This is a genomic window from Acinetobacter sp. YH16032 (assembly GCF_013417345.1).
In the GTDB taxonomy this organism is placed as follows: Bacteria; Pseudomonadota; Gammaproteobacteria; order Pseudomonadales; family Moraxellaceae; genus Acinetobacter.
The window spans coordinates 16188-36486 of sequence record NZ_VPEE01000024.1 but is presented as its reverse complement, the minus strand read 5'-3'; the positions used below and the strand labels follow the sequence as shown (position 1 = coordinate 36486).

General features: G+C 39.5%; 20 protein-coding genes. 10 read left to right on the top strand and 10 right to left on the bottom strand.

Annotation, left to right across the window (positions count from 1 at the left end):
• Positions 1-18: 18 nt before the first annotated feature.
• Positions 19-996: a LuxR C-terminal-related transcriptional regulator gene (locus FTV32_RS11960; RefSeq protein WP_180028759.1), complete on the bottom strand. Its 978-nt coding sequence runs from the start codon at positions 994-996 to the stop codon at positions 19-21.
• Positions 997-1355: 359 nt separating this feature from the next.
• Between FTV32_RS11960 and FTV32_RS11955 the strand changes: the two genes are divergently transcribed.
• Positions 1356-3731 (top strand): YadA-like family protein, encoded by a 2376-nt coding sequence (locus FTV32_RS11955; RefSeq protein WP_180028758.1) that lies wholly within the window; start codon positions 1356-1358, stop codon positions 3729-3731.
• 112 nt (positions 3732-3843) lie between these two features.
• On the opposite strand, the gene FTV32_RS11950 is transcribed toward FTV32_RS11955, so the two are convergent.
• From FTV32_RS11950 to FTV32_RS11925, 6 genes are all read right to left on the bottom strand, one after another.
• Entirely contained in the window at positions 3844-4131 is a 288-nt protein-coding gene (locus tag FTV32_RS11950; RefSeq protein ID WP_180028757.1) for a PA4642 family protein, read from the bottom strand.
• A gap of 188 nt (positions 4132-4319) precedes the next feature.
• Entirely contained in the window at positions 4320-4592 is a 273-nt protein-coding gene (gene minE / locus FTV32_RS11945; protein WP_035267388.1) for a cell division topological specificity factor MinE, read from the bottom strand.
• A 2-nt stretch (positions 4593-4594) separates the two neighbouring features.
• Positions 4595-5407 carry a septum site-determining protein MinD gene (gene minD / locus FTV32_RS11940; protein WP_035267390.1) on the bottom strand — a complete coding sequence of 271 codons (813 nt, stop codon included), beginning with the start codon at positions 5405-5407 and terminating at the stop codon, positions 4595-4597.
• Between the two features lie 61 nt (positions 5408-5468).
• Entirely contained in the window at positions 5469-6182 is a 714-nt protein-coding gene (gene minC / locus FTV32_RS11935; RefSeq protein ID WP_092768178.1) for a septum site-determining protein MinC, read from the bottom strand.
• Positions 6183-6298: 116 nt separating this feature from the next.
• Complete coding sequence (locus FTV32_RS11930; RefSeq protein WP_180028756.1) at positions 6299-7348, bottom strand: preprotein translocase subunit SecA; 1050 nt, start codon at positions 7346-7348, stop codon at positions 6299-6301.
• A gap of 23 nt (positions 7349-7371) precedes the next feature.
• Positions 7372-8301, bottom strand: a complete 930-nt coding sequence (locus FTV32_RS11925) for an acyltransferase (RefSeq protein ID WP_180028755.1) — start codon at positions 8299-8301, stop codon at positions 7372-7374.
• A gap of 244 nt (positions 8302-8545) precedes the next feature.
• Between FTV32_RS11925 and FTV32_RS11920 the strand changes: the two genes are divergently transcribed.
• The 8 genes from FTV32_RS11920 to FTV32_RS11885 all read left to right on the top strand — a co-directional run bounded on the left by FTV32_RS11920 (position 8546) and on the right by FTV32_RS11885 (position 16936).
• Entirely contained in the window at positions 8546-9199 is a 654-nt protein-coding gene (locus FTV32_RS11920) for an OmpA family protein (protein WP_092768184.1), read from the top strand.
• A 139-nt stretch (positions 9200-9338) separates the two neighbouring features.
• Positions 9339-11378 carry a UvrD-helicase domain-containing protein gene (locus tag FTV32_RS11915; protein ID WP_035267404.1) on the top strand — a complete coding sequence of 680 codons (2040 nt, stop codon included), beginning with the start codon at positions 9339-9341 and terminating at the stop codon, positions 11376-11378.
• Positions 11379-11402: 24 nt separating this feature from the next.
• Entirely contained in the window at positions 11403-11855 is a 453-nt protein-coding gene (gene dut, locus FTV32_RS11910) for a dUTP diphosphatase (protein WP_035267418.1), read from the top strand.
• Between the two features lie 195 nt (positions 11856-12050).
• Positions 12051-13475, top strand: a complete 1425-nt coding sequence (locus FTV32_RS11905) for a phosphomannomutase/phosphoglucomutase (protein ID WP_180028754.1) — start codon at positions 12051-12053, stop codon at positions 13473-13475.
• 22 nt (positions 13476-13497) lie between these two features.
• Positions 13498-14403 (top strand): acetylglutamate kinase, encoded by a 906-nt coding sequence (argB, locus tag FTV32_RS11900; protein WP_035267425.1) that lies wholly within the window; start codon positions 13498-13500, stop codon positions 14401-14403.
• A 172-nt stretch (positions 14404-14575) separates the two neighbouring features.
• Positions 14576-15424 carry a class II glutamine amidotransferase gene (locus tag FTV32_RS11895; protein ID WP_180028753.1) on the top strand — a complete coding sequence of 283 codons (849 nt, stop codon included), beginning with the start codon at positions 14576-14578 and terminating at the stop codon, positions 15422-15424.
• A 109-nt stretch (positions 15425-15533) separates the two neighbouring features.
• Positions 15534-16616, top strand: a complete 1083-nt coding sequence (locus FTV32_RS11890) for a hypothetical protein (RefSeq protein WP_180028752.1) — start codon at positions 15534-15536, stop codon at positions 16614-16616.
• Entirely contained in the window at positions 16613-16936 is a 324-nt protein-coding gene (locus FTV32_RS11885; RefSeq protein WP_035267448.1) for an RnfH family protein, read from the top strand. The genes FTV32_RS11890 and FTV32_RS11885 overlap by 4 nt, the downstream gene beginning before the upstream one ends.
• 45 nt (positions 16937-16981) lie before the next feature.
• On the opposite strand, the gene FTV32_RS11880 is transcribed toward FTV32_RS11885, so the two are convergent.
• The gene (locus FTV32_RS11880; RefSeq protein WP_092768200.1) at positions 16982-17380 is read right to left on the bottom strand and encodes an outer membrane protein assembly factor BamE; all 399 of its coding nucleotides are present in this window, start codon (positions 17378-17380) and stop codon (positions 16982-16984) included.
• 112 nt (positions 17381-17492) lie between these two features.
• On the opposite strand from FTV32_RS11880, the gene fur reads away from it, so the two are divergent.
• Positions 17493-17930, top strand: a complete 438-nt coding sequence (gene fur / locus FTV32_RS11875) for a ferric iron uptake transcriptional regulator (RefSeq protein ID WP_035267453.1) — start codon at positions 17493-17495, stop codon at positions 17928-17930.
• 55 nt (positions 17931-17985) lie between these two features.
• Here fur and FTV32_RS11870 read toward each other — a convergent pair whose 3' ends face one another.
• Together FTV32_RS11870 and FTV32_RS11865 are read right to left on the bottom strand one after the other, a co-directional pair.
• Positions 17986-19110, bottom strand: coding sequence for a PilT/PilU family type 4a pilus ATPase (locus FTV32_RS11870; RefSeq protein ID WP_180000250.1), 1125 nt, complete (start codon positions 19108-19110; stop codon positions 17986-17988).
• 32 nt (positions 19111-19142) lie between these two features.
• Positions 19143-20180, bottom strand: coding sequence for a type IV pilus twitching motility protein PilT (locus FTV32_RS11865; RefSeq protein ID WP_092768204.1), 1038 nt, complete (start codon positions 20178-20180; stop codon positions 19143-19145).
• Between the last annotated feature and the right edge of the window lie 119 nt (positions 20181-20299).

Sequence of the window (20299 nt, the reverse complement as noted above, 5' to 3'; positions counted from 1 at the left end):
TAGGTTGCTTTTTTTTATTTAACTCAAAAAAGTGTTGTTTTTGGGGGTAGTCCATTGGCTCGCAAATGTGATCAGTTCACTCACAGAGTGAACATTCAAGCTTTGATAAACTGACTTGACACAATCTTTAAATACCGCAGGGCTAATGGATAATTTTTGTAAAATTTCACTTTTATTCATGCCTGTAATTAACGAAAAAGCCACTTGGCATTCTCGGGGGGATAGATCAAGTGCTTCTAGTTTTTTTAAAATAATGAGGGAGCGTGGTAATGAGCGCTTTAAGTATAAGGCGATATTTGTATCGGTTGTATTTTGACTACTTAACCATTCAGCACGAAGGGTTAATATTCCATTAGGAATGGTCAAACTAAGCTTGGGGATTTGTTGCCCATATTTAAGCTCATTGATGACTTGATAGCATGATTTTGGCAACGCTTTATATGGTTCCCAAAATTCATAATGTATCGGGAAGAGATTCAGTAAATCCTTTGCAGCATCAGTCATCATGACTAAATCATTTTGAGAATTCACGATTAACAACGCTTGATCTGATTCAATTACATCGTCGCCATCCTCCATTTGATTGTTAAGCGCATATTCGATATAGACACCAGCTTGTTCTAATAAACGATGATCTTGTAATTGGAAGGGTTGTGACATACGCCTATAGAGGGTAATACCTCCTGCAGGAATATGATTGCGTTCTAATCTTAGATCTAGTGTATGGTGAAGACCGCTTTGGCGCACAATCATCTGGTAGGTTAAGCTATGAAAATACGGATCATCTGGGCGTAAAAGATTTCCGACTTTGGGTAACATAGGGCAGTTGAGCCAGCGGATATGGCTTTCGGTTTTTAAGTTTAAGAATAATTCAGTATTTTCTTGGACATACCTCATCGACTGAGGGTTAAGATTTTTGTAATACAGTATATAAGGTTCACCATTTGGATAGGTCAGTGCCATACCGTAGGCATCATGTGGAATCAAAAAATTCAAATAGTCAAAAATACTGGGCGCAATGGTAAGGAGCGGAAGTTGAGTACAGCAAAGATTTCTCAGGCGATGGAGGGTGCCGAGCCTTGTTCGATCACTTTTACGAAAACTTATTGAATTCATCTTCGATTGAACTGTTTTGATTATAACAAATTCAAATTATAGATTTTTTTAAAAAAATTGAGATAAAAAAGTAAATATTAATCATTTTTTCACAAAAATATTTTTTTCATCCCCCCTTAAAGGGGGGCTTCTAGATTATCAGCTTTATGGTTTGATTTTCCTCATTATAAAAGGTCTTTCTTGCAAACTATGGAAAACCTGCAAGTGACATGACCATGTCAAAAACTAAGGGGAATTACATGAACCATATATACCGAGTTATCCGTAATCGTAATGGAAAATTAGTCGTAACAGGGGAACTTGGACGTACACGTTTTACACAATCTTTAAAAAATATTGGAATGACGACAGGTTATCTGATTTTAATTGGGGCATTAACCGCAATGACGAGTCATGTGCAAGCTGATGAATGTGAGGGTTCAACAGGCACAGCGACGAATTCAGACACTACATCTTTCATCTGTGGTGAAAATAACTCAGTGGTTGCACCGAACAGTGTGGTTATGGGACAAAGCAATAACGTCAATATTGGGATGAATCATACTGTTTTTGGTTTGAATAATACGGTGACACCAAACGCTGTAACGACAACGCAAAATAATGTGGTCATTGGAAATCAAAACACAACGCATCATACAAGTAATATTGCCATTGGTAATAATCAAGTGGTTAAGGGGGAAGGGAGTATTGCGATCGGTAGTTCAAATACTGCTGAAGGGGGTATCTCTATAGGTATTTCAAATTTAAACTCGTCTGTAAAATCTGTTGTTGTTGGTATGAATAATATTCACGACGTCAACACTAATGGCTCGATGATTTTTGGTGGATTTAATGAGGTTGGTGCGACGAGTTCTCATATATTTGCCTCCAACAGTAATGTGCAAGGTCACACTAATGTGGCTGTCGGTGGTTCTATTATTATTCGACCAGGACCAAATTATACATCCGTAAGAGAGTCAGTCGCGATTGGTGAGCTGAGTCAGGTTTATGCGAGCAACTCTGTTGCTTTAGGTAGTGCATCGGTTGCAGATCGAGAGAATGTTATTTCAGTCGGTAGTGATCAATTAAAACGCCGAATCATGAACTTAGCATGGGGATTAGATACTCATGATGCTATTAATGTTGATCAATTGACAGCCAGTTTACAAAGAATTCTGGGTACTGGGGTGACTATGTTTCAGGGGAGTGTGATGCCCCTTTCATTTGAAATGCAAGGCTCTACATACCAAAACGTAAATCAAACAATTAGAGGGATTGATATTGAATTTACAGCGTTAAAAGACCGTGTCTCTGCACTCGAAAATAATGGTGTTGGTGGTGAAACAGGTACAGGTACCACTGGACCAGCTGGACCAAGTGCGTACGAGGTTGCTGTGAGTAATGGATTTGACGGCTCTGAAACAGATTGGCTTACATCATTAAAAGGTGAAAAAGGCGATAAGGGAGATAAAGGTGATCAAGGTCCACAAGGATTGAAAGGTGACAAAGGGGATCAAGGTATACCAGGTACAAGCGGTGGACCTGTTGGCGGTGTAGGACCACAAGGTGATAGTGCTTACCAAGTGGCGGTGAATAATGGATTTGTAGGAACAGAGCAAGATTGGCTGACGTCACTCAAAGGAGATAAAGGTGACCAAGGTCCTCAAGGATTGAAAGGTGATAAGGGAGATCAAGGACTTCAAGGCTTAAAAGGCGACAAGGGCGATAAAGGTGATCAAGGACTTCAAGGCTTAAAAGGTGATCAAGGATTTAGTGCTTTTGAGATTGCTGTACAAAATGGCTTTAATGGCACCGAACAACAGTGGCTAACGTCTTTGGCTAGTGGTGGAACTGTCGCAATATCTGTTGGAACAAATCCTAGTGAAAATGCAATATTACCAAATGCAACAGGTGAAGATGCTCTTGCAATCGGAAGTTCATCAGTAGCATCGGGTCGTGAGAGTATTGTAATTGGGGCTGAATCACAAGTCGCTGGTGAACATGCAACAGCTTTAGGAAATCACAATACGGTTACGGGTGAAAATACGCATTCAGTTGGTAATTTCAACAATATTTCAGGAAATAGTACTGTAGCTCTTGGGAATAATATAACGTCTGACGCAAATAATGCTGTTCTTTTAGGAAATGCTTCGTCTACCGATCGGGACAATACGGTTTCAGTGGGTTCCTCTACGCAACAGCGCCAAATTGTTAATGTGGCAGCAGGTACAGCGGATACCGACGCAGTCAATGTAAAACAAATGCGTCAAGCAGATCAGCAAGTTTTGAGCGATGCACAGGAATATACGAATATACGAACCAATGAAATATTGAATCAGGCCAATGAGTATACTAGTCGACGTGTAAATGCTTTAGAACAGAGTTTTGCCGATGAACGACGTGACACTCGAGCAGCTATTGCAGCATCTTTGGCTGTCGCTTCATTACCCCAGCCAACTTATGCTGGTGCAAGTATGTTCAGTGCAGCTGCTGGTACATGGGATGGTGAGCAAGGTATTGCCATTGGATTTAGTGGGGTTTCTGAAACGAATCGCTTTGTCTATAAAGCATCTGGAACCGCAAGTTCACAAGGTGATGTTGGTGGTGCTATTGCATTGGGTTGGCAATGGAAATAATCTAAGTTTCACCCAAACGTAAAAGTAACCTTAATACGAAACTATTTTTTAACAGGTATAAGATAGATTTAAATCAAAAAAGCCTGCTTGAGCAGGCTTTTTTATCTGTTTTTTAGGCAAATTTTGCTAAAACAGCAAGGAATTCTGCACTTTGGCGTGGGAATTCTGCGATCACATCATGAATACGTTTGCCTTCAGGATTTTGAGCGTTAAGATCACGACCATCTGCTATAAATTTAGTGAGTAAACGCTCATAGTCATTAGCACGCATATGTTTAAAAGCATGATAGAGAACATGAAAATCAGCGCTTACACCTTCAGGAGGTAACTGATTTAAATAGGCAAAAACACGCTCGTCTGACCATTCTTCATTGAACGTGGCTGGCTGTGATAATGCCATCACAATCTCCTTGGTATTTTTAATCAATAAAAAAGGGCAAAATATGAGACTAGATGAGCAAAGCGCTGCTTTGTCTAGTCGCAAGACTTGAAGCTCTGCTTCAAGTGGGCGGAATATAGCTAATAGCCTATTTCTGCCACTCTCATATTTTGCCCTGATTCAATTTGCTTGACTAATCAAAAATCAGATTAACGTTCTTCAGGCAAATTGATATTCATTTCTAGCATTTCGATATTTGCTTCTGAGCGAACCGACATTTGTATATGCTGTTCATCTACACCACGCACATAACGATTCACAACTTGCATGATTTCTTTTTTCATTAAATCAATTTTATCTTGGCTTAAACGCTTACCTAGACCATTTTCAGATGCCACGATAACTTTTAAGCGATCTTTAGCTGTTTGTGCACTTGATGGTTTGTCATCACTACTAAAAAGTTTACTCCAGAATCCTGCCATCTTTATGCTCCAAATAAACGTGCTAACCAGCCTTTCGGCTTCACAGAGATGTGACGATATGGACGTTCTTCACCAAGGAAGCGTGCAACAAGATCGTCATAAGCTTGTCCAGCTGCTTCTTCAGTATAAAGAATAACAGGCTTACCTTCATTCGAAGCTTGTAACACGCTTTTACATTCAGGAATTACACCGAGCGTTGGCACGCGAAGGATATCTTTAGAAATATCATCGACTGTTAACATTTCTTGCTTGTCAGCACGTTCAGGGTTGAAGCGTGTGATACAAAGATGCTTACGAATACGACCTTCGTTATTTTCTACTTTCTTCGTTTTACTGTCCAACATACCAATAATACGATCGGAATCTCGGACAGATGAAATTTCAGGGTTCGTTACAATGATTGCTTCATCAGCATGGTACATTGCTAAAATCGCACCACGTTCAATACCTGCAGGAGAGTCACAAATGATGTAGTCGAACTCTTGAGAAAGTTCGTCCATAACACGTGCAACACCTTCATCGGTCAACGCATCTTTATCACGGGTTTGTGATGCAGGTAAAATATATAGATTTTCGATTTCTTTATCGCGAATAAGTGCTTGTTGTAATCTCGCTTCGTTATTTAATACATTCACAAAATCATAAACAACACGACGCTCACAACCCATGATAAGGTCGAGGTTACGTAAACCTACGTCAAAATCGATTACAACAGTTTTGTGGCCACGAAGGGCTAAACCTGTTGCAAAAGATGCACTGGTAGTTGTTTTACCTACGCCACCTTTACCTGATGTTACGACAACAATTTTCGCCACCGAATCCACTCCTGTTATGTTTATCCCCAATACTATAGGGGTTCTCATGTTTAGTTATACATTAAAATTCGAGTGCTTCAAAGACAAGCTCTTGAGCATCATTTAAATAGATATGTACTGACTTTTTTAGCATATGTGGTGGAATATCATCTGCAACACAATATGTTCCTGCGATAGATACTAATTCAGCTTCTAAAACATGACAGAAAATTCGTGCTGCTGTATTGCCACCGGCGCCGGCGATGACTCTACCACGAGCAGAGCCATAAATATGTATATTTCCTGAAGCGATGATTTCAGAGCCACTATTAATTCCAGCAGTTAAAATAATATCGCCGTGATCTTGTACCAGACATTGTCCTGTTCTAAGCACTTCATCGTGATACGAAGTTTTATGTGTGGTTGCTGGAGCTATGTGTGTTGGAACCTTCTCAGCTTCAGGTGTATTTGCTGGGGCTTCTACCACTTGTTCTTTTGTTGCTTTGATCCGCTGCAAAGGACGATCAGCCGCAAGAACTGGGAATTGGATCGCACGTGCTTCATCACCCATTAAACCATCAACGACAGCCATTGGCTGTAACCCTAAACTGATGACCAATTGAATGAGTCCAATGAGTTCTTGTTCAACGGTTGTGTCTAGAATGACAAGCGCACCTTCATAAGAGGTTTCACTCATCATGGCACTTAATTGTTGGCGGATAACATTATGATCATTGGTGTCAAAGGTAATTCGGGTAAAATTCACCATTCTACCGGTAATCCGAATATCTGCCATATTCATTCCTTGCTTGCTTCGCGCTTTATAATCGAAGTAAAAATTGTTAATTGTGCAAATGCTAGTTCAATTCTCAAGAATTCTCTAGCGGATATATTAAATTAATAGAGAAATGATCATTCCTTGACTTGATTGTTTTTTGATAACTCTATTTGCCATTGTTTTACTGCCACCTGTTTTCTTAAAGACTCAAGACTTTCATAAACGACAGATTCAACGAGTTGTTCTAATGCATGATTATCGATATTGAGTTGGCTAATTTTTTCAGCAATGAGTTGATAATGCGCATTCGGTTTATCAATGGCTCCAGAAATAAAAGGTTCAACTAAACCGTCGGTAATATTTTCACCTAATCGTTGACCAATGTTGTGGATTTGCTGTTCTATACGACCACCCACCAATGGAATCAGCTTTAAGAGCTGTGTTAGCTCTGGTGTGTCTTCAATTGCTTTAATGACAATGTGACCAACGCCTTGCGAGATATTATCTTTTTGAAGTTTTAATTCGGTTGCTAAAGATTCTTGTAAGACTTGCGCTAATGTCGTGGCAAACATGTCTCGATGGTGATTCACCAGATCATGAATGATTTTTTTATGGGTTGAGCTAGTGTCTAACTCTTTTTTTACACTATCAATGACAGTAATCACCACACGATCAGAGAGCTCTTCCATGATCACGTTATAGTAAAAATTAAGACGTCTGAACCATTTATTAGGAATGACTTTATAGCCTAGCTCATGCAGTCTATAGGCAATCACTCCGACGCGAATTAAACGTAAAAAGCGAAGGTAAGGGATAATGGCTAATATTTCATACCAATGAATGAAGGGAAAGAAAAACCAACGCTGATGATGTTTATTGACGATTGCAATCAGCCATCTTACAGCGAGTTCAACAATTAAAAATGTGATAAACCAACTTTCGGTAATCATGACCCATGGGTGAAGCTCGGATTTATAAAACTCCAGAATTTGAGGTAATTGAACCGTGTCAAATACCCATGAGCCAAAATTACTCATTAAAAATGCATTGGCACATAGACAAAACAAATTGACTAAAATAATGAGCATCATAAAGATGTCATAAATCAGGAACATCTTCCAAAATAACGTGTCATGACGCTGTGGACGGAAAGTTTTTCGAGAATTAGTCATGCGTTCTGTCATATGCAATACATTCTGAGGACAGCTTAATTTACAGATTCAGCTTGAAGCTGTTGTTTTAACTGTGTAATTAACTGATCTTTTTCTGTCCAAAGCTCATCAACCCATTTTTGGAAACGTGCGCGATAGTCGGCATCATCCTCATAATTGCCGCCATGCACCCAAGCAGGAATTTCAATTTTTCTTAAATTCACGGCAATTTGAGAAACTTCTCCTAACCAAAAATCTCCATAACCTGGCACACCATCTGGATAGACAATGGTCATATCGACTAGTGCATCAATTTCACTTCCTAGAATATTTAGGGCAAGTGCTAGACCACCCGCTTTAGGCTTGAGTAAATTTTTATACGGAGATTTTTGTTGAGCATGTTTTTCGGGCGTATAGCGCGTACCTTCTAAATAATTTAATAAGGTAAAAGGTTGGCTGAGCAGTTGTTCACACGATTTACGCGCTTCTTCCATATCACGATATTTCAGCGCAGGATTTTTTTCGATTTGCGCTTTGGTATGACGCTTCATCATAGGAAAACCAAGGATCTTGAATGCTTGCCCAACAAAAGGAATAAAAATGAGTTCCCATTTCGTAAAAAAACGTGTGAGCGGCATACGTTTAAGACCAAAATATTGAGTAACAGTTGTATCCACCCAGCTTTGGTGATTACAGGTCATGATGTAACGACCTTGTAGATTGAGATCTAGATCTTCATCAATCGTGATGTGCCATTTAAGCTCAGGGAGAACTTTTTCAATGAGCCAGTTATTCGTACCAATCCAACCATTGGCGATATTGATATTGGTTTCATCGATTTTTGATGATTTTTTTACGAGTTTAGTCAAACCTAATGCAAGAATAGGTGGGCCACGAAAAAATGTATTTCCTGTGATCACAGAACCTACGGTTAAACCCTTAGAAATTTTTTTTAAAATAGGTTGTTTCTGCTTCTCTGCTGCCATTGCACAGTCCTAAAAAGTGATTGCATGTGATTGAAATTTTTAAAACACTATAAATCGAGTCGCTCAAATCACAAAGCCCGTTTTCTTAACTATGTATAAAATATGATGAAGCATTAACGAAAGATGCTACAAAAGATTACATATTGTTAATAAACTGTTTATTATTAACAAAATAGTAATGGTTAAATTGTTTCTAACAAATCATTATTCATCACATACAAAAACATATAAAAGGAGTCATCCCATGCGTGCATTAGCTATTTCAGCTGCAGTGGTTGGGGCAATGGTACTTTCTGGTTGTCAAACAACTGGTAACAATATTGGTGGCGTCGAGTATGACAAAACTGCATTGGGTGCTTTAATTGGTGCAGCAGCTGGTTACGGTGTTTCTAAAGGTAATGCGAACACTAGCCGTCAAAATAACCGTGCAGCAGCGATTGGTGCTGTATTAGGTGGTGCTGCAGGCGTATATCTCGACAATAAAGAGAAAAAATTACGCCAAGCAACTGCTGGTACAGGTATTGATGTAAACCGTAATCCAGATGGCTCTATTAACTTAGTAATGCCAGGTGCTATCACGTTTGATACAAATAAATCAAATATCAAGCCAAACTTCTATGACACTTTAAACCGTGTTGCACAAGTTTTAACTGAAGACAACAAGAGCGGTATCCTTGTAACTGGTTATACTGATAGTTCAGGTAATGATGCGATTAACATCCCATTGTCACAAGCACGTGCTCAATCTGTTGCTAGCTATTTAGCATCTAAGGGTGTTTCTACAGCACGTATTAATGCTCAAGGTTTAGGTTCTTCAAACCCAATTGCTGATAACACAACTGCAGCAGGTAAAGAACAAAACCGTCGTGTAGAGATTGCTGTTTACGCAGTTCAATAATACATGATCTTAAAAAAGCCACCTTCGGGTGGTTTTTTTATGTCTGAAATTTATTCAAATATACCTTCATTAAATTTAACGTTAGTCATATTCGAAGCAGATGACTATAATCGAGCGCTGAAGGAAAAGAGGAAAGAATATGTCATCAGCCAGTCATTTGAACGACAAGCAACTTGAAGCCATGAAATACACTCAAGGACCCTTGTTAGTACTTGCTGGGGCAGGCTCAGGTAAGACCTCTGTAATCACACAGAAAATTGCATATTTAGTCAAAAAATGCGGTATACCAGCACATCGTATTACTGCGATGACTTTTACCAACAAAGCTGCACGAGAGATGAAAGAGCGTGTCGGTAAATTGCTTGGTAAAGAGGATGGAAAGGGTTTATCTGTTTCTACCTTTCACACCTTTGGTTTGAATTTATTAAGACTAGAATTAAAACATACGCCACTTAAAGCAAACTTTTCCATTTTAGATGCTGATGACTGTAAGCGTATTTTAATGGATTTAATGCACCGAGATAATTTGTCTGGTGCAGAAAGTAAAGAGCTGATCGCAAAAGCGATGAAGATGATCTCAGATTGGAAAAACGATCTAATTTTGCCTGAGCAAGCACATACGACTTGTGAAACGGCTGAAGATGTTCAATTTGCGCATCTCTATCAACTTTATGAGCGTAATTTACGTGCCTATAATGCGGTCGATTTTGACGATTTAATCGTAATGCCGACACGCCTTCTTCAAGAAAATGCTGAAGTCCGTGATAAATGGCAAAACCGTGTACGTTATTTATTGGTTGATGAATATCAAGATACCAATACCGCCCAATATATCTTGGTCAAACTGCTTGTTGGTGTCATGGGGCAATTTACGGCTGTAGGGGATGATGACCAATCAATTTATGCTTGGCGGGGGGCAAAGCCAGAAAACATGGCCTTATTGAAGGAAGATTTCCCCAATTTAAAAGTCATTAAGCTTGAGCAAAACTATCGTTCAACCAGTCGTATTTTAAAAGCTGCAAACCATGTGATTGAGAATAACCCACATATTTTTGATAAAAAATTGTGGAGTGATAAAGGACATGGTGAGGTGATCCGTATTATTACTTGTCGTAATGATGATGATGAAGCGGAACGTGTTGTTAAAGATTTGCTGACTCATAAATTGATGAATGGCAAAAATTGGAAAGATTACGCCGTGTTATACCGTGGAAACTTCCAAGCACGTGTTTTAGAAACACAACTTCGTCAGATGCAGATTCCTTACAAACTTTCTGGTGGTCAGTCGTTCTTTGGTCGTGCTGAAATCAAGGATATTATGAGCTATCTACGTCTCATTATTAATCCTGAAGATGACAGTGCTTTCTTACGGATTATCAACACACCTAAACGCGCCATAGGACCTGTGACTTTAGAAAAACTAGGTTTATTTGCGCAAGAGAATAATCTTTCTCTACTAGGTGCCGCGAATGATCAGCGCCTAAGTATGGTATTACCGAAGAAGGCGACATCTCAATTGGCTGAGTTTGCTGATTTTATCGAAGGTTTTACGCGTGAACTGTTAGATGATGATGAACCTGTGCCTAAAGTCCGCCAAATGATGGTTGAGGCAGGATATATCGACTACATCAAAGAAACGGCAGCGACGCCAGCACAAGAAAAAACTAAAATTGACAATATTGAAGTGCTTTATAGCAGTATTCAAAGTTTGATCAATCGTGCTGAAGATGTCGATGAAAAAAATATCGAAAGTGTCATTCGTAAGATGGTGTTGCTGGATATGTTGGAGCAACAGCAAGAAGATGAAGATATCGATAAAGTAAACTTACTGACTTTGCATGCTTCTAAAGGCCTGGAATTCCCATTTGTTTATATTATGGGGCTTGAGGAAGAGTTGCTTCCGCACAAGAATTCAATTGTGGCTGATACCATCGAAGAAGAACGTCGACTGATGTACGTTGGTATTACCCGTGCCAAACAAGGTCTGACTTTGACGCTTGCAGAACAGCGTAAAAATGGCGGTCAGATGAAACAAATGACACCAAGTCGCTTCTTGGATGAATTGCCACAAGATGAAGTCGATTGGCTAGGTCGAAAAAAGAAATTGGCTGAAAATATCGATCCAAAATTACAGGCACAGCATTATCTGCAAAATCTGAAAGCTTTACTCAAACGTTAATTACATTTTAAAACAGGATTGAATATGAAAGTTCAAGTGAAAGTACTCGACCAACGACTTGGTCAAGAATGGCCATTACCTACTTATGCAACAACAGGATCGGCAGGTTTAGATTTACGTGCATGTGTAGATGAAGCGATCACTATTGAGCCTGGTCAGACTGTTTTAGTTAAAACAGGTATGGCAATTTATATCGAAGACCCAAGTTATGCGGGTTTGATTTTGCCTCGTTCTGGCTTAGGTCATAAACACGGGATTGTATTAGGAAATCTCGTCGGTCTAATTGATTCAGATTATCAAGGTGAATTAATGGTTTCAGTTTGGAACCGCAGTCAAAATGCATTTACATTAGAGCCGGGTGAGCGATTGGCTCAATACGTATTGGTTCCTGTTTTACAAGCTGAATTTGATTTAGTTGACGAATTCAAGGCAAGTGAGCGAGGAGCTGGTGGATTCGGACACACTGGAAAACAATAGTATTTTGGATAAAAGCCTGTAAAATCAGGCTTTTATTTATATGTTGCAAAATATTAACAAAGATTATATAAATTGAAATTGGTACACGTTATATAAAGAATAACGATATTTTTTATTACTCAATATATTCAAAATTTATTTGGATCAACTCTCATCACGCTGTTCTGACTCAGCAGTCAACGGTGTTAATTAAGAATGAATACCCAACCACTTATTTTTCCAAGACAAATTTTCCGCGCTTATGATATTCGCGGAAAAGTCAGTCAATTGGATACAAGAACAATTTATGCGATTGCGCATGGGCTTGCTGCTCAGTATCAATCACGTGGCCAGAAAAGTATTGTGCTAGGTTACGATGCTCGATTGACTGGGCCTACTTTTGCTTGGATTATTGAATCAGTCTTCAAAAACCAAGGGATGAATGTCGAGAACATTGGATGTTGTTCAACCCCACAAATGTATTTTGCTGCTCGACATAAAAATGGCAATGGCATCATGGTGACCGCGAGTCATAACCCTAAACATGATAATGGGATTAAATGGATTATTGAATACGAACCACCTTGTCCAGACATGATTCAAAATGTTGGGGAGTATGCAGAAGGTTTCTATTTTCAACATGATCACTTTCCAACGCCACCTCAACTGACACATCAGATTAAATCAGAGTATTGCTTGGCTTATCAGCATGCTTTGCTCAAGGATATTCAATTAAAGCGTCCACTCAAGGTTGTATTAGATGGTATGCATGGTGCCGCTGGGCGTTGTGCTGATTTAGTACTACAAAAAATGGGATGTGAAGTCATTTCAATACGTTGTCGTGAAAATGGAGAGTTTCCTGATCATCCTCCAGACCCTTCACAAGCGAAGCATTTGACGCAGCTAAAAGAAAAAATTTTGTTGCATCAGGCGGATTTGGGGATTGCTCTTGATGGTGATGGTGATCGTGCCGTCATTTTGGATGAGAATGCTCACATTGTGTCTGCTGATCGCTTGTTAGCATTATTCGCATCATTGTGTTTAACTCAGCATCCGCATCATGAAATTGTTTATGACGTAAAATGTTCAACGATGGTGTCAAAAACCATTGAACAATTACAAGGCATCGCAAAAATGATTCGTACTGGCAGCAGTTTCATGCGCCGTTATATTTCCCAATCCAAAGGTCGAGCTATTTTTGGGGGAGAATATGCGGGTCATTATGTCTTCAATGATGGTCGTGGTTTTGGTTACGATGATGGTATCTATGCAGCATTACGGGTCATGGAGGCATTGAGTCAACTTAATATCACGCTATCTGAATATCTCGCTCAATTCCCAGATCGCTTTGGTACTGAAGATACCTATATTGAAACGCAAGATGCAAATCCGCAAGACGTCCTAGCCTTGATAGAGCAGAATTGTAAAAGTACTGGGGCTAAAATGAGTAAAATCGATGGTATTCGCCTTGATTTTGACTACGGATTTGGCATTATGCGAGCATCAAATACTGGTGAATACTTCACGGTACGGTTTGATGCAGATAGCCCATCGAAACTTTATGAAATTCGCCAGCATTTTGTAAAAATTTTAAATGAAAAATATCCTGTGCTTGCTCAAAGTATTTTGAATGCACACTAATGTAGGAATGAAGGAGAGGCGAATGCCACACCAACAAACTGGCATCGACAAAGCTCAAATTTTGACAGAAGCTTTGCCATACATCCAAAGATTTACAGGTAAAACACTTGTAGTGAAATATGGCGGCAATGCAATGACTGATCCTGCATTAGAAAGTTCGTTTGCCCGTGATATCGTGCTATTGAAAACAGTTGGTCTTAATCCGATTGTGGTTCATGGTGGTGGTCCTCAAGTCGATTCATTTTTGAAACAACTTGGGCGTGAATCAGACCGTATTGATGGAATGCGTGTAACTGATCCTGCAACTATGGAAGTTGTAGAAATGGTGTTGGGCGGAAGTGTAAATAAGTCTATTGTGAATTTGATCAATCAACATGGTGGTCGTGCAATTGGATTAACGGGTAAAGACGGTAACTTAATTCGTGCTCAAAAGTTGTTGATGGAAAAAACCCAAGAGGATGGATCTGTTCAACAAATTGATCTTGGGCTAGTGGGTGAAGTGGTCGGTGTAAAAACTGACGTTCTGGAAATGTTCACTCAAAGTGATTTTATTCCAGTGATTGCTCCACTTGGTGTTGATGAGGAAGGTAATACTTACAATATCAATGCAGATTTAGTTGCTGGTAAAGTTGCTGAAGCTTTGGGTGCAGAAAAGTTAATTCTTCTTACGAATATCAGTGGTGTATTGGATGAGAATAAAAACCTACTCACTGGACTAACAACACAAGAAGTCGATCGCTTGATCGATACAGGTGTGATCTACGGCGGTATGATTCCGAAAGTGGGATGTGCGCTTGATGCGGTGAAAGGTGGTGTAGTGAGCGCGCATATTGTGGATGGTCGTGTTCCACATGCGACTTTGTTGGAAATTTTTACGGATCACGGTGTTGGAACATTGATTACCAATCGTTCTAAGTCGGCGCACTAATTCATAATCACATAATAAAAAGTCACTTCGGTGGCTTTTTTTGTTTGATAAGAATAATCGTTTTATGTCCCATATATCCAGCATAAAACATATTCAATTGCCATATTCATATTTGCAACATCTATAAGGCTGATGCACAATAAAACTGATAACTAAAGAAAAATGAAAGATTATGTGCCAACTACTTGGAATGAACTGTGCCACCCCTACGGATATAACGTTTTCTTTTCGTGGTTTTTCTCAGCGCGCTGGAATAACGTCAGATCACTCAGATGGTTTTGGCATCGCTTTTTTTGAGGATAAGGCATGTCGCTTATTTGTTGATAACCAATCTGCAGTCGAGTCTCCAATTGCAGAATTCGTTCGTAATTATCCGATTAAATCGCGTAATGTCATTGCCCATATTCGTAAAGCAACACAGGGAAAAATTACTTTAGAAAATTCTCATCCGTTTATTCGTGAATTGTGGGGGAGACAATGGATTTTCGCGCATAATGGTGATTTGCATGATTTTCATCCAAGGTTGTCGGGACAGTTCACACCAGTAGGTAATACAGATAGTGAGCTTGCATTTTGCTATTTATTAGAACATCTCGTACAAAAGTTTAGTTATGTAGAGCCAAGTGTCCAAGATGTATTTCATGCCTTAGAAGAAATTTCACCAACAATAGCAGAACATGGGACATTCAATTTTTGTTTATCAAATGGACAGGCTTTGTATAGTTATGCGACCACAAAATTACACTGGATTGTTCGCGAATATCCATTTCAACCTGCACGATTAATTGATATTGATGTTGAGGTCGATTTTAGTCAGGTCACGACACCTGAGGATCGTGTGGCTGTGATCACGACAGAACCATTAACAGATAATGAAGCTTGGTTTGCATATACGCCCGGCGAAATGATTTTATTTCAGGATGGTAAGCCAACACTACGTACCATAACTCACGTTGAGCGATTGGTCAGAGAAGCTCGTGACCCAAGCTTGAAGCGTGTTACTCGCGCGGATCAGTATTAAAAATTTAATTTGAAGTGGCTAAGATCTACACTTATTTTTTTTACGCTAGACTTTGATTTTAATGATTGAGCTAGGCAAAATAGCGTAAAACTTTTTAATGGAATACCTCATGCAGGACACCGCTATGTCACGATGGTTATCGCCGCTGATGGCATTTTGTTTGTCATTTATCATTATTGTGGGTCTAGCACCAAGCTTAGGCTTGCAAATTGATCGACAACTCGATTTTTGGTTACTTTGGTTTGCAACGATGTTGTTTTTAGCGTTGCCAATTATTTATTTAGAAATTGGATTGGCGAAACGAGCTCAAACTTCAGCGCTGAACGCATTATCAAAATTGACCCGTGAAGCCGATGCAAACCAACGTTGGAGAGTAGTGGGCTGGCTTGCTGTTATTTTTATTCCATTCTTAGCAGGCGGTATATTACTTAATACTTCTAATGCTGTAGCACAACAAAATGATTTTGGTATTGGTTCAAATATTTTGATGGGTATCGTAGCATTCATTGCATTTGGTTTATCATTTCTTCAACGTTCTGTATTGGTTGTACTTACTGCGATTGCAACGATTGCAAGTTTAATCGCGGCTCAAGTTTTTGGTGTCCAAGTCAATGATTGGCAGCTGACTCCTGTTGAGTTTAAAGAGTGGGGCAATGCAACTATTCTCGCTTTAGTGGCTTCTGGTCTCGGGCTTGGATTATATTGGCAGACAAATCTCAATCAAGAGAAACAAGATGCTGCAACGCCAAAAACTTTACCGATTTGGCTAGCGCAACTGGTGGCTGTGGCTGGATTTGGATATTTTGCAATTAGTGCTGCAATTCCAGCATATATCGTTTTAATCGCGACAATATTTGCAGTAGCTTTACTCCTGCAACTTGGCAAGGAACAACTCGTACATCGTGGATTAGCTCAAGCGGTGCAATATATTTTATTGCTTGCACCACTTTTAATTTGGGTATTCCCTGCAGCCGATCTATTTTTAACTCCGATTTTAATGCTTTGGGGATTAAGCATTTGTTTAATCTATGCAATTTTCGTGGGTTGGATCATGAAAATTAGTCATTTACGTAAAGCGCTGAATTTTAGTAATGAAGCTTTTTATAATATCTGGCGTGTGGCTGTGCGTATTGTGACACCTTTAGCAATTGTGGTTGCTATGATTTCTTACTTAGGTCAATTGTTACCATGATCCAAAATGCAAAAGTTTGGGTTGCTTATGCTGCTGTAGACCAGCAGTTTCACATTGAACTTGAATTTGTGGAAGGCATGTCTGTTGCGGATGCTATTACACAAAGTGGTATTGCGTCGTGTACGCAGTTGCCAGATGAGTATGCTGTTGGAATTTTTGGGATGAAAGTACAAGATCAATCGCATGTTCTGCAAGCAGGTGATCGGGTGGAAATCTATCGGGCATTAACGATTAATCCAAAAGATATTCGCCGTAAGCGAGCGGCAGCGAATCCAGTTGGGCGCTATTGTCGTGGCAATCGCTTTAAACAATTGAAATGATATGAAAAACCCCTCTTTGAGGGGTTTTCTTTTATGTCTAATTCTTTATAGTGGTGGCGCGTTCAAAATCGCATCTTTCGAACCTGGTAAACCAGGTTGAGTTTCTGGGATAGTTTCTAAACCTTCGATTTTATTCACGACGCCAGAACCATCGAAATATACTTTTAGATGCTGACCTTGAGTTGCAGGAATATTTGCTTTTTTAGCATATGTACCTGGGGTATAATTGTAGATGTAATCCCAACGTAAAGGATTCAAAGGATCTGAAATGGTTGGGCTACCAAGTAAAAAACGAACTTGTTGGTAAGTCATCCCGACTTGAATTTTTGAAGCTTGCGCTTGGGTTAATGGTGTTCCTTGAGGAATATCAACTTTGTATACACCAAAGACAGAACAACCACCCAGTAAAGAAGCGACGAATAACGTCAGCATGATTTTTTGCATTTTGCTACACTATCCCAAATTAATTATGATGCAATTGATCCAAGGATAGATCATACTGCATCTCAACTCTGTTGCATATTCCAACTTAAAATTTGTTGAGAGACCTTTTTATATGCCTATTTCAAATCAAGATTTACGCAAAGCTGGACTTAAAGTTACCCTTCCACGAATCAAGATTTTGGAATTATTAGAAAATTCAAGACAGCATCATTTGAGCGCGGAAGATATCTATAAGACCTTACTTGAGCAGGGCGAAGATGTCGGTCTAGCAACTGTATATCGTGTGTTAACTCAGTTTGAAGCTGCTGGTATTATCCAACGTCATCATTTCGAGAATAATCACTCTGTATTCGAAATCATGCAAGATGATCACCACGATCATATGGTCTGCCAGAACTGCAACAAAGTTGTTGAATTCCACAATGATTTGATTGAACAAGAACAACATAACGTTGCTGAACAACTTGGTTTTGTTTTAACAGGTCACTCTTTGAATTTATATGGTTATTGCGATGCGCCTGAATGCCAAGAAGCATACCGTAAAAAATAAATCTTGATTGCATTAAAGAAGGAGCAATGATTGCTCCTTTTTTATTCACTATTGATTAATCATCTTGACCATCAAAAGTGAGGCGGGGGCCAGAATTCAACAGATAGTTTGGATCTTCTTCAGAGAGTTTGATTTGTAAGCGTAAATCGTTGGCAGAGTCAGCATGACGTAATGCTTCGTCATAAGTGATTTTCTCAGCTTTATATAAGTCAAATAGCGCTTGATCAAACGTCTGCATTCCAATTTCACGGGAACGCTTCATGACTTCCTTAATTTCATGAACTTCGCCTTTACGCACTAAGTCTGAAATCAGTGGAGAATTGATTAAGATTTCGATTGCAGGATGACGTGATTTTTTATCAGGAGTCGCAATTAACTGTTGTGCAATGATCGCCTTCAAATTAAGTGAGAGGTCCATAAACAGTTGGCTGTGACGATCCGTCTCAAAGAAATGAATAATACGATCTAAGGCTTGGTTGGCATTATTTGCATGTAAAGTCGCAAATACTAAATGACCTGTTTCAGCAAAACTAATCGCATAGTTCATGGTTTCACGAGAGCGGATCTCACCAATAAGAATAACATCAGGTGCCTGACGGAGTGTGTTTTTCAGTGCAATTTCAAAGGAGTCTGTATCAATGCCAACTTCACGTTGAGTAATGATACAGCCTTGATGTTGATGAATAAATTCGATTGGGTCTTCAATGGTAATGATATGACCTTTAGAATTTTGATTACGATGACCGATCATTGCTGCAAGCGAAGTTGATTTACCTGTACCAGTAGCACCTACAAATAAGATGATCCCGCGCTTAGTCATTGCCAGATCTTTAAGTACGGGCGGTAGTTTCAGCTCTTCAATACTTGGAATGACAGTTTCAATCCGACGTAAGACCATGCCAGGTTGATCACGTTGCTGAAAAGCACTCACACGAAAACGTGCAGTTTTATCGCGATTGGCAATAGCAAAATTACATTCGTGTGTTGCAGCAAATTCGATTCGTTGTCTTTCACTCATAATCGAGTGAATCAATTGACCTATGATTTCACCAGTGAGCTTTGTTTTAACTACAGGCACAATTTCACCATTAATTTTCATTGATGGTTCAATATCTGCACTGATAAATAAATCTGAAGCCTTGCGCGCAATCATCATGTCGAGCAGGTCATTAAAATCCATTTTGATTCCCCTAAATCAAATGACGTCCATTTTTATAAAAATGATTCTGGTTGTTTAGCCGCAGTACGTGCAACTTGCGGGGTAATAATGCCTTTCGCGACAAGATTTTTGAGACTTTGATCGAGAGTGGTCATGCCATAATTTGCACCGGTTTGTATTGCAGAATACATTTGTGCAACTTTGTTCTCACGGATGAGATTTCGAATCGCTGGAATTCCAATCATAATTTCGTGAGCAGCTACCCGACCGCCACCTGTTTTCTTTAAAAGTGTTTGAGAGATGACGGCTTGAAGCGATTCAGAAAGCATGGCACGAACCATGTCTTTCTCATCGGCAGGAAACACGTCGATAATACGGTCAATTGTTTTTGCGGCAGATGTGGTATGCAGTGTTCCAAACACCAAGTGACCAGTTTCCGCAGCAGTAAGTGCAAGTCGAATGGTTTCGAGGTCACGCATTTCACCGACGAGAATAATATCTGGATCTTCACGCAGTGCAGAGCGTAGCGCCTCATTAAAACCGTGTGTGTCACGATGCACTTCACGCTGGTTAATCAAACACTTTTTGGATTGGTGCACGAATTCAATTGGATCTTCGACGGTTAAAATATGGTCGTAACGGTTGTCGTTAATGTAATCCATCATCGCCGCAAGCGTAGTCGATTTACCTGAACCCGTTGGTCCTGTGACCAAAACAATTCCTCGTGGATAGGCGCAAATGTCTTTGAAAATTTGCCCCATGCCCAAGTCTTCCATAGAAATCACTTGAGAAGGAATGGTACGGAATACCGCGCCAGCGCCACGATTTTGGTTGAATGCGTTGACACGGAAGCGTGCTACACCGGGTACTTCAAATGAGAAATCGGTTTCTAATTTTTCTTCATAATCGCGACGTTGTTTATCATTCATGATGTCGTAGATTAAGCGGTGTACTTCTTTGTGTTCTAAGGCTGGTAAGTTAATACGACGAACTTCACCATCAACACGAATCATCGGTGGCATTCCTGCAGAAAGGTGCAAGTCAGACGCCCCGTTTTTCACTGAAAATGCCAGTAATTCTGTAATATCCATAAATTCCCCGAACGCATTAAAATCGTAATTATTTTGATAGAATAATAAGGCTTTCCTACAGCTTAACCAACAGTTAGCGTGCAAGAAAGTAAAAAAAGATAAATTAACTGAGATAGCTA

What these genes read in the sequence shown, in the direction of transcription:
- FTV32_RS11955 (WP_180028758.1), top strand. Translation starts at nt 1,356, where the DNA reads ATGAACCATATATACCGAGTTATCCGTAATCGTAATGGAAAATTAGTC.
- FTV32_RS11950 (WP_180028757.1), bottom strand. Translation starts at nt 4,131, where the DNA reads ATGGCATTATCACAGCCAGCCACGTTCAATGAAGAATGGTCAGACGAG.
- minE (WP_035267388.1), bottom strand. Translation starts at nt 4,592, where the DNA reads ATGGCAGGATTCTGGAGTAAACTTTTTAGTAGTGATGACAAACCATCA.
- minC (WP_092768178.1), bottom strand. Translation starts at nt 6,182, where the DNA reads ATGGCAGATATTCGGATTACCGGTAGAATGGTGAATTTTACCCGAATT.
- FTV32_RS11930 (WP_180028756.1), bottom strand. Translation starts at nt 7,348, where the DNA reads ATGACAGAACGCATGACTAATTCTCGAAAAACTTTCCGTCCACAGCGT.
- FTV32_RS11925 (WP_180028755.1), bottom strand. Translation starts at nt 8,301, where the DNA reads ATGGCAGCAGAGAAGCAGAAACAACCTATTTTAAAAAAAATTTCTAAG.
- FTV32_RS11920 (WP_092768184.1), top strand. Translation starts at nt 8,546, where the DNA reads ATGCGTGCATTAGCTATTTCAGCTGCAGTGGTTGGGGCAATGGTACTT.
- FTV32_RS11915 (WP_035267404.1), top strand. Translation starts at nt 9,339, where the DNA reads ATGTCATCAGCCAGTCATTTGAACGACAAGCAACTTGAAGCCATGAAA.
- dut (WP_035267418.1), top strand. Translation starts at nt 11,403, where the DNA reads ATGAAAGTTCAAGTGAAAGTACTCGACCAACGACTTGGTCAAGAATGG.
- FTV32_RS11905 (WP_180028754.1), top strand. Translation starts at nt 12,051, where the DNA reads ATGAATACCCAACCACTTATTTTTCCAAGACAAATTTTCCGCGCTTAT.
- argB (WP_035267425.1), top strand. Translation starts at nt 13,498, where the DNA reads ATGCCACACCAACAAACTGGCATCGACAAAGCTCAAATTTTGACAGAA.
- FTV32_RS11895 (WP_180028753.1), top strand. Translation starts at nt 14,576, where the DNA reads ATGTGCCAACTACTTGGAATGAACTGTGCCACCCCTACGGATATAACG.
- FTV32_RS11890 (WP_180028752.1), top strand. Translation starts at nt 15,534, where the DNA reads ATGCAGGACACCGCTATGTCACGATGGTTATCGCCGCTGATGGCATTT.
- FTV32_RS11885 (WP_035267448.1), top strand. Translation starts at nt 16,613, where the DNA reads ATGATCCAAAATGCAAAAGTTTGGGTTGCTTATGCTGCTGTAGACCAG.
- FTV32_RS11880 (WP_092768200.1), bottom strand. Translation starts at nt 17,380, where the DNA reads ATGCAAAAAATCATGCTGACGTTATTCGTCGCTTCTTTACTGGGTGGT.
- fur (WP_035267453.1), top strand. Translation starts at nt 17,493, where the DNA reads ATGCCTATTTCAAATCAAGATTTACGCAAAGCTGGACTTAAAGTTACC.
- FTV32_RS11870 (WP_180000250.1), bottom strand. Translation starts at nt 19,110, where the DNA reads ATGGATTTTAATGACCTGCTCGACATGATGATTGCGCGCAAGGCTTCA.
- FTV32_RS11865 (WP_092768204.1), bottom strand. Translation starts at nt 20,180, where the DNA reads ATGGATATTACAGAATTACTGGCATTTTCAGTGAAAAACGGGGCGTCT.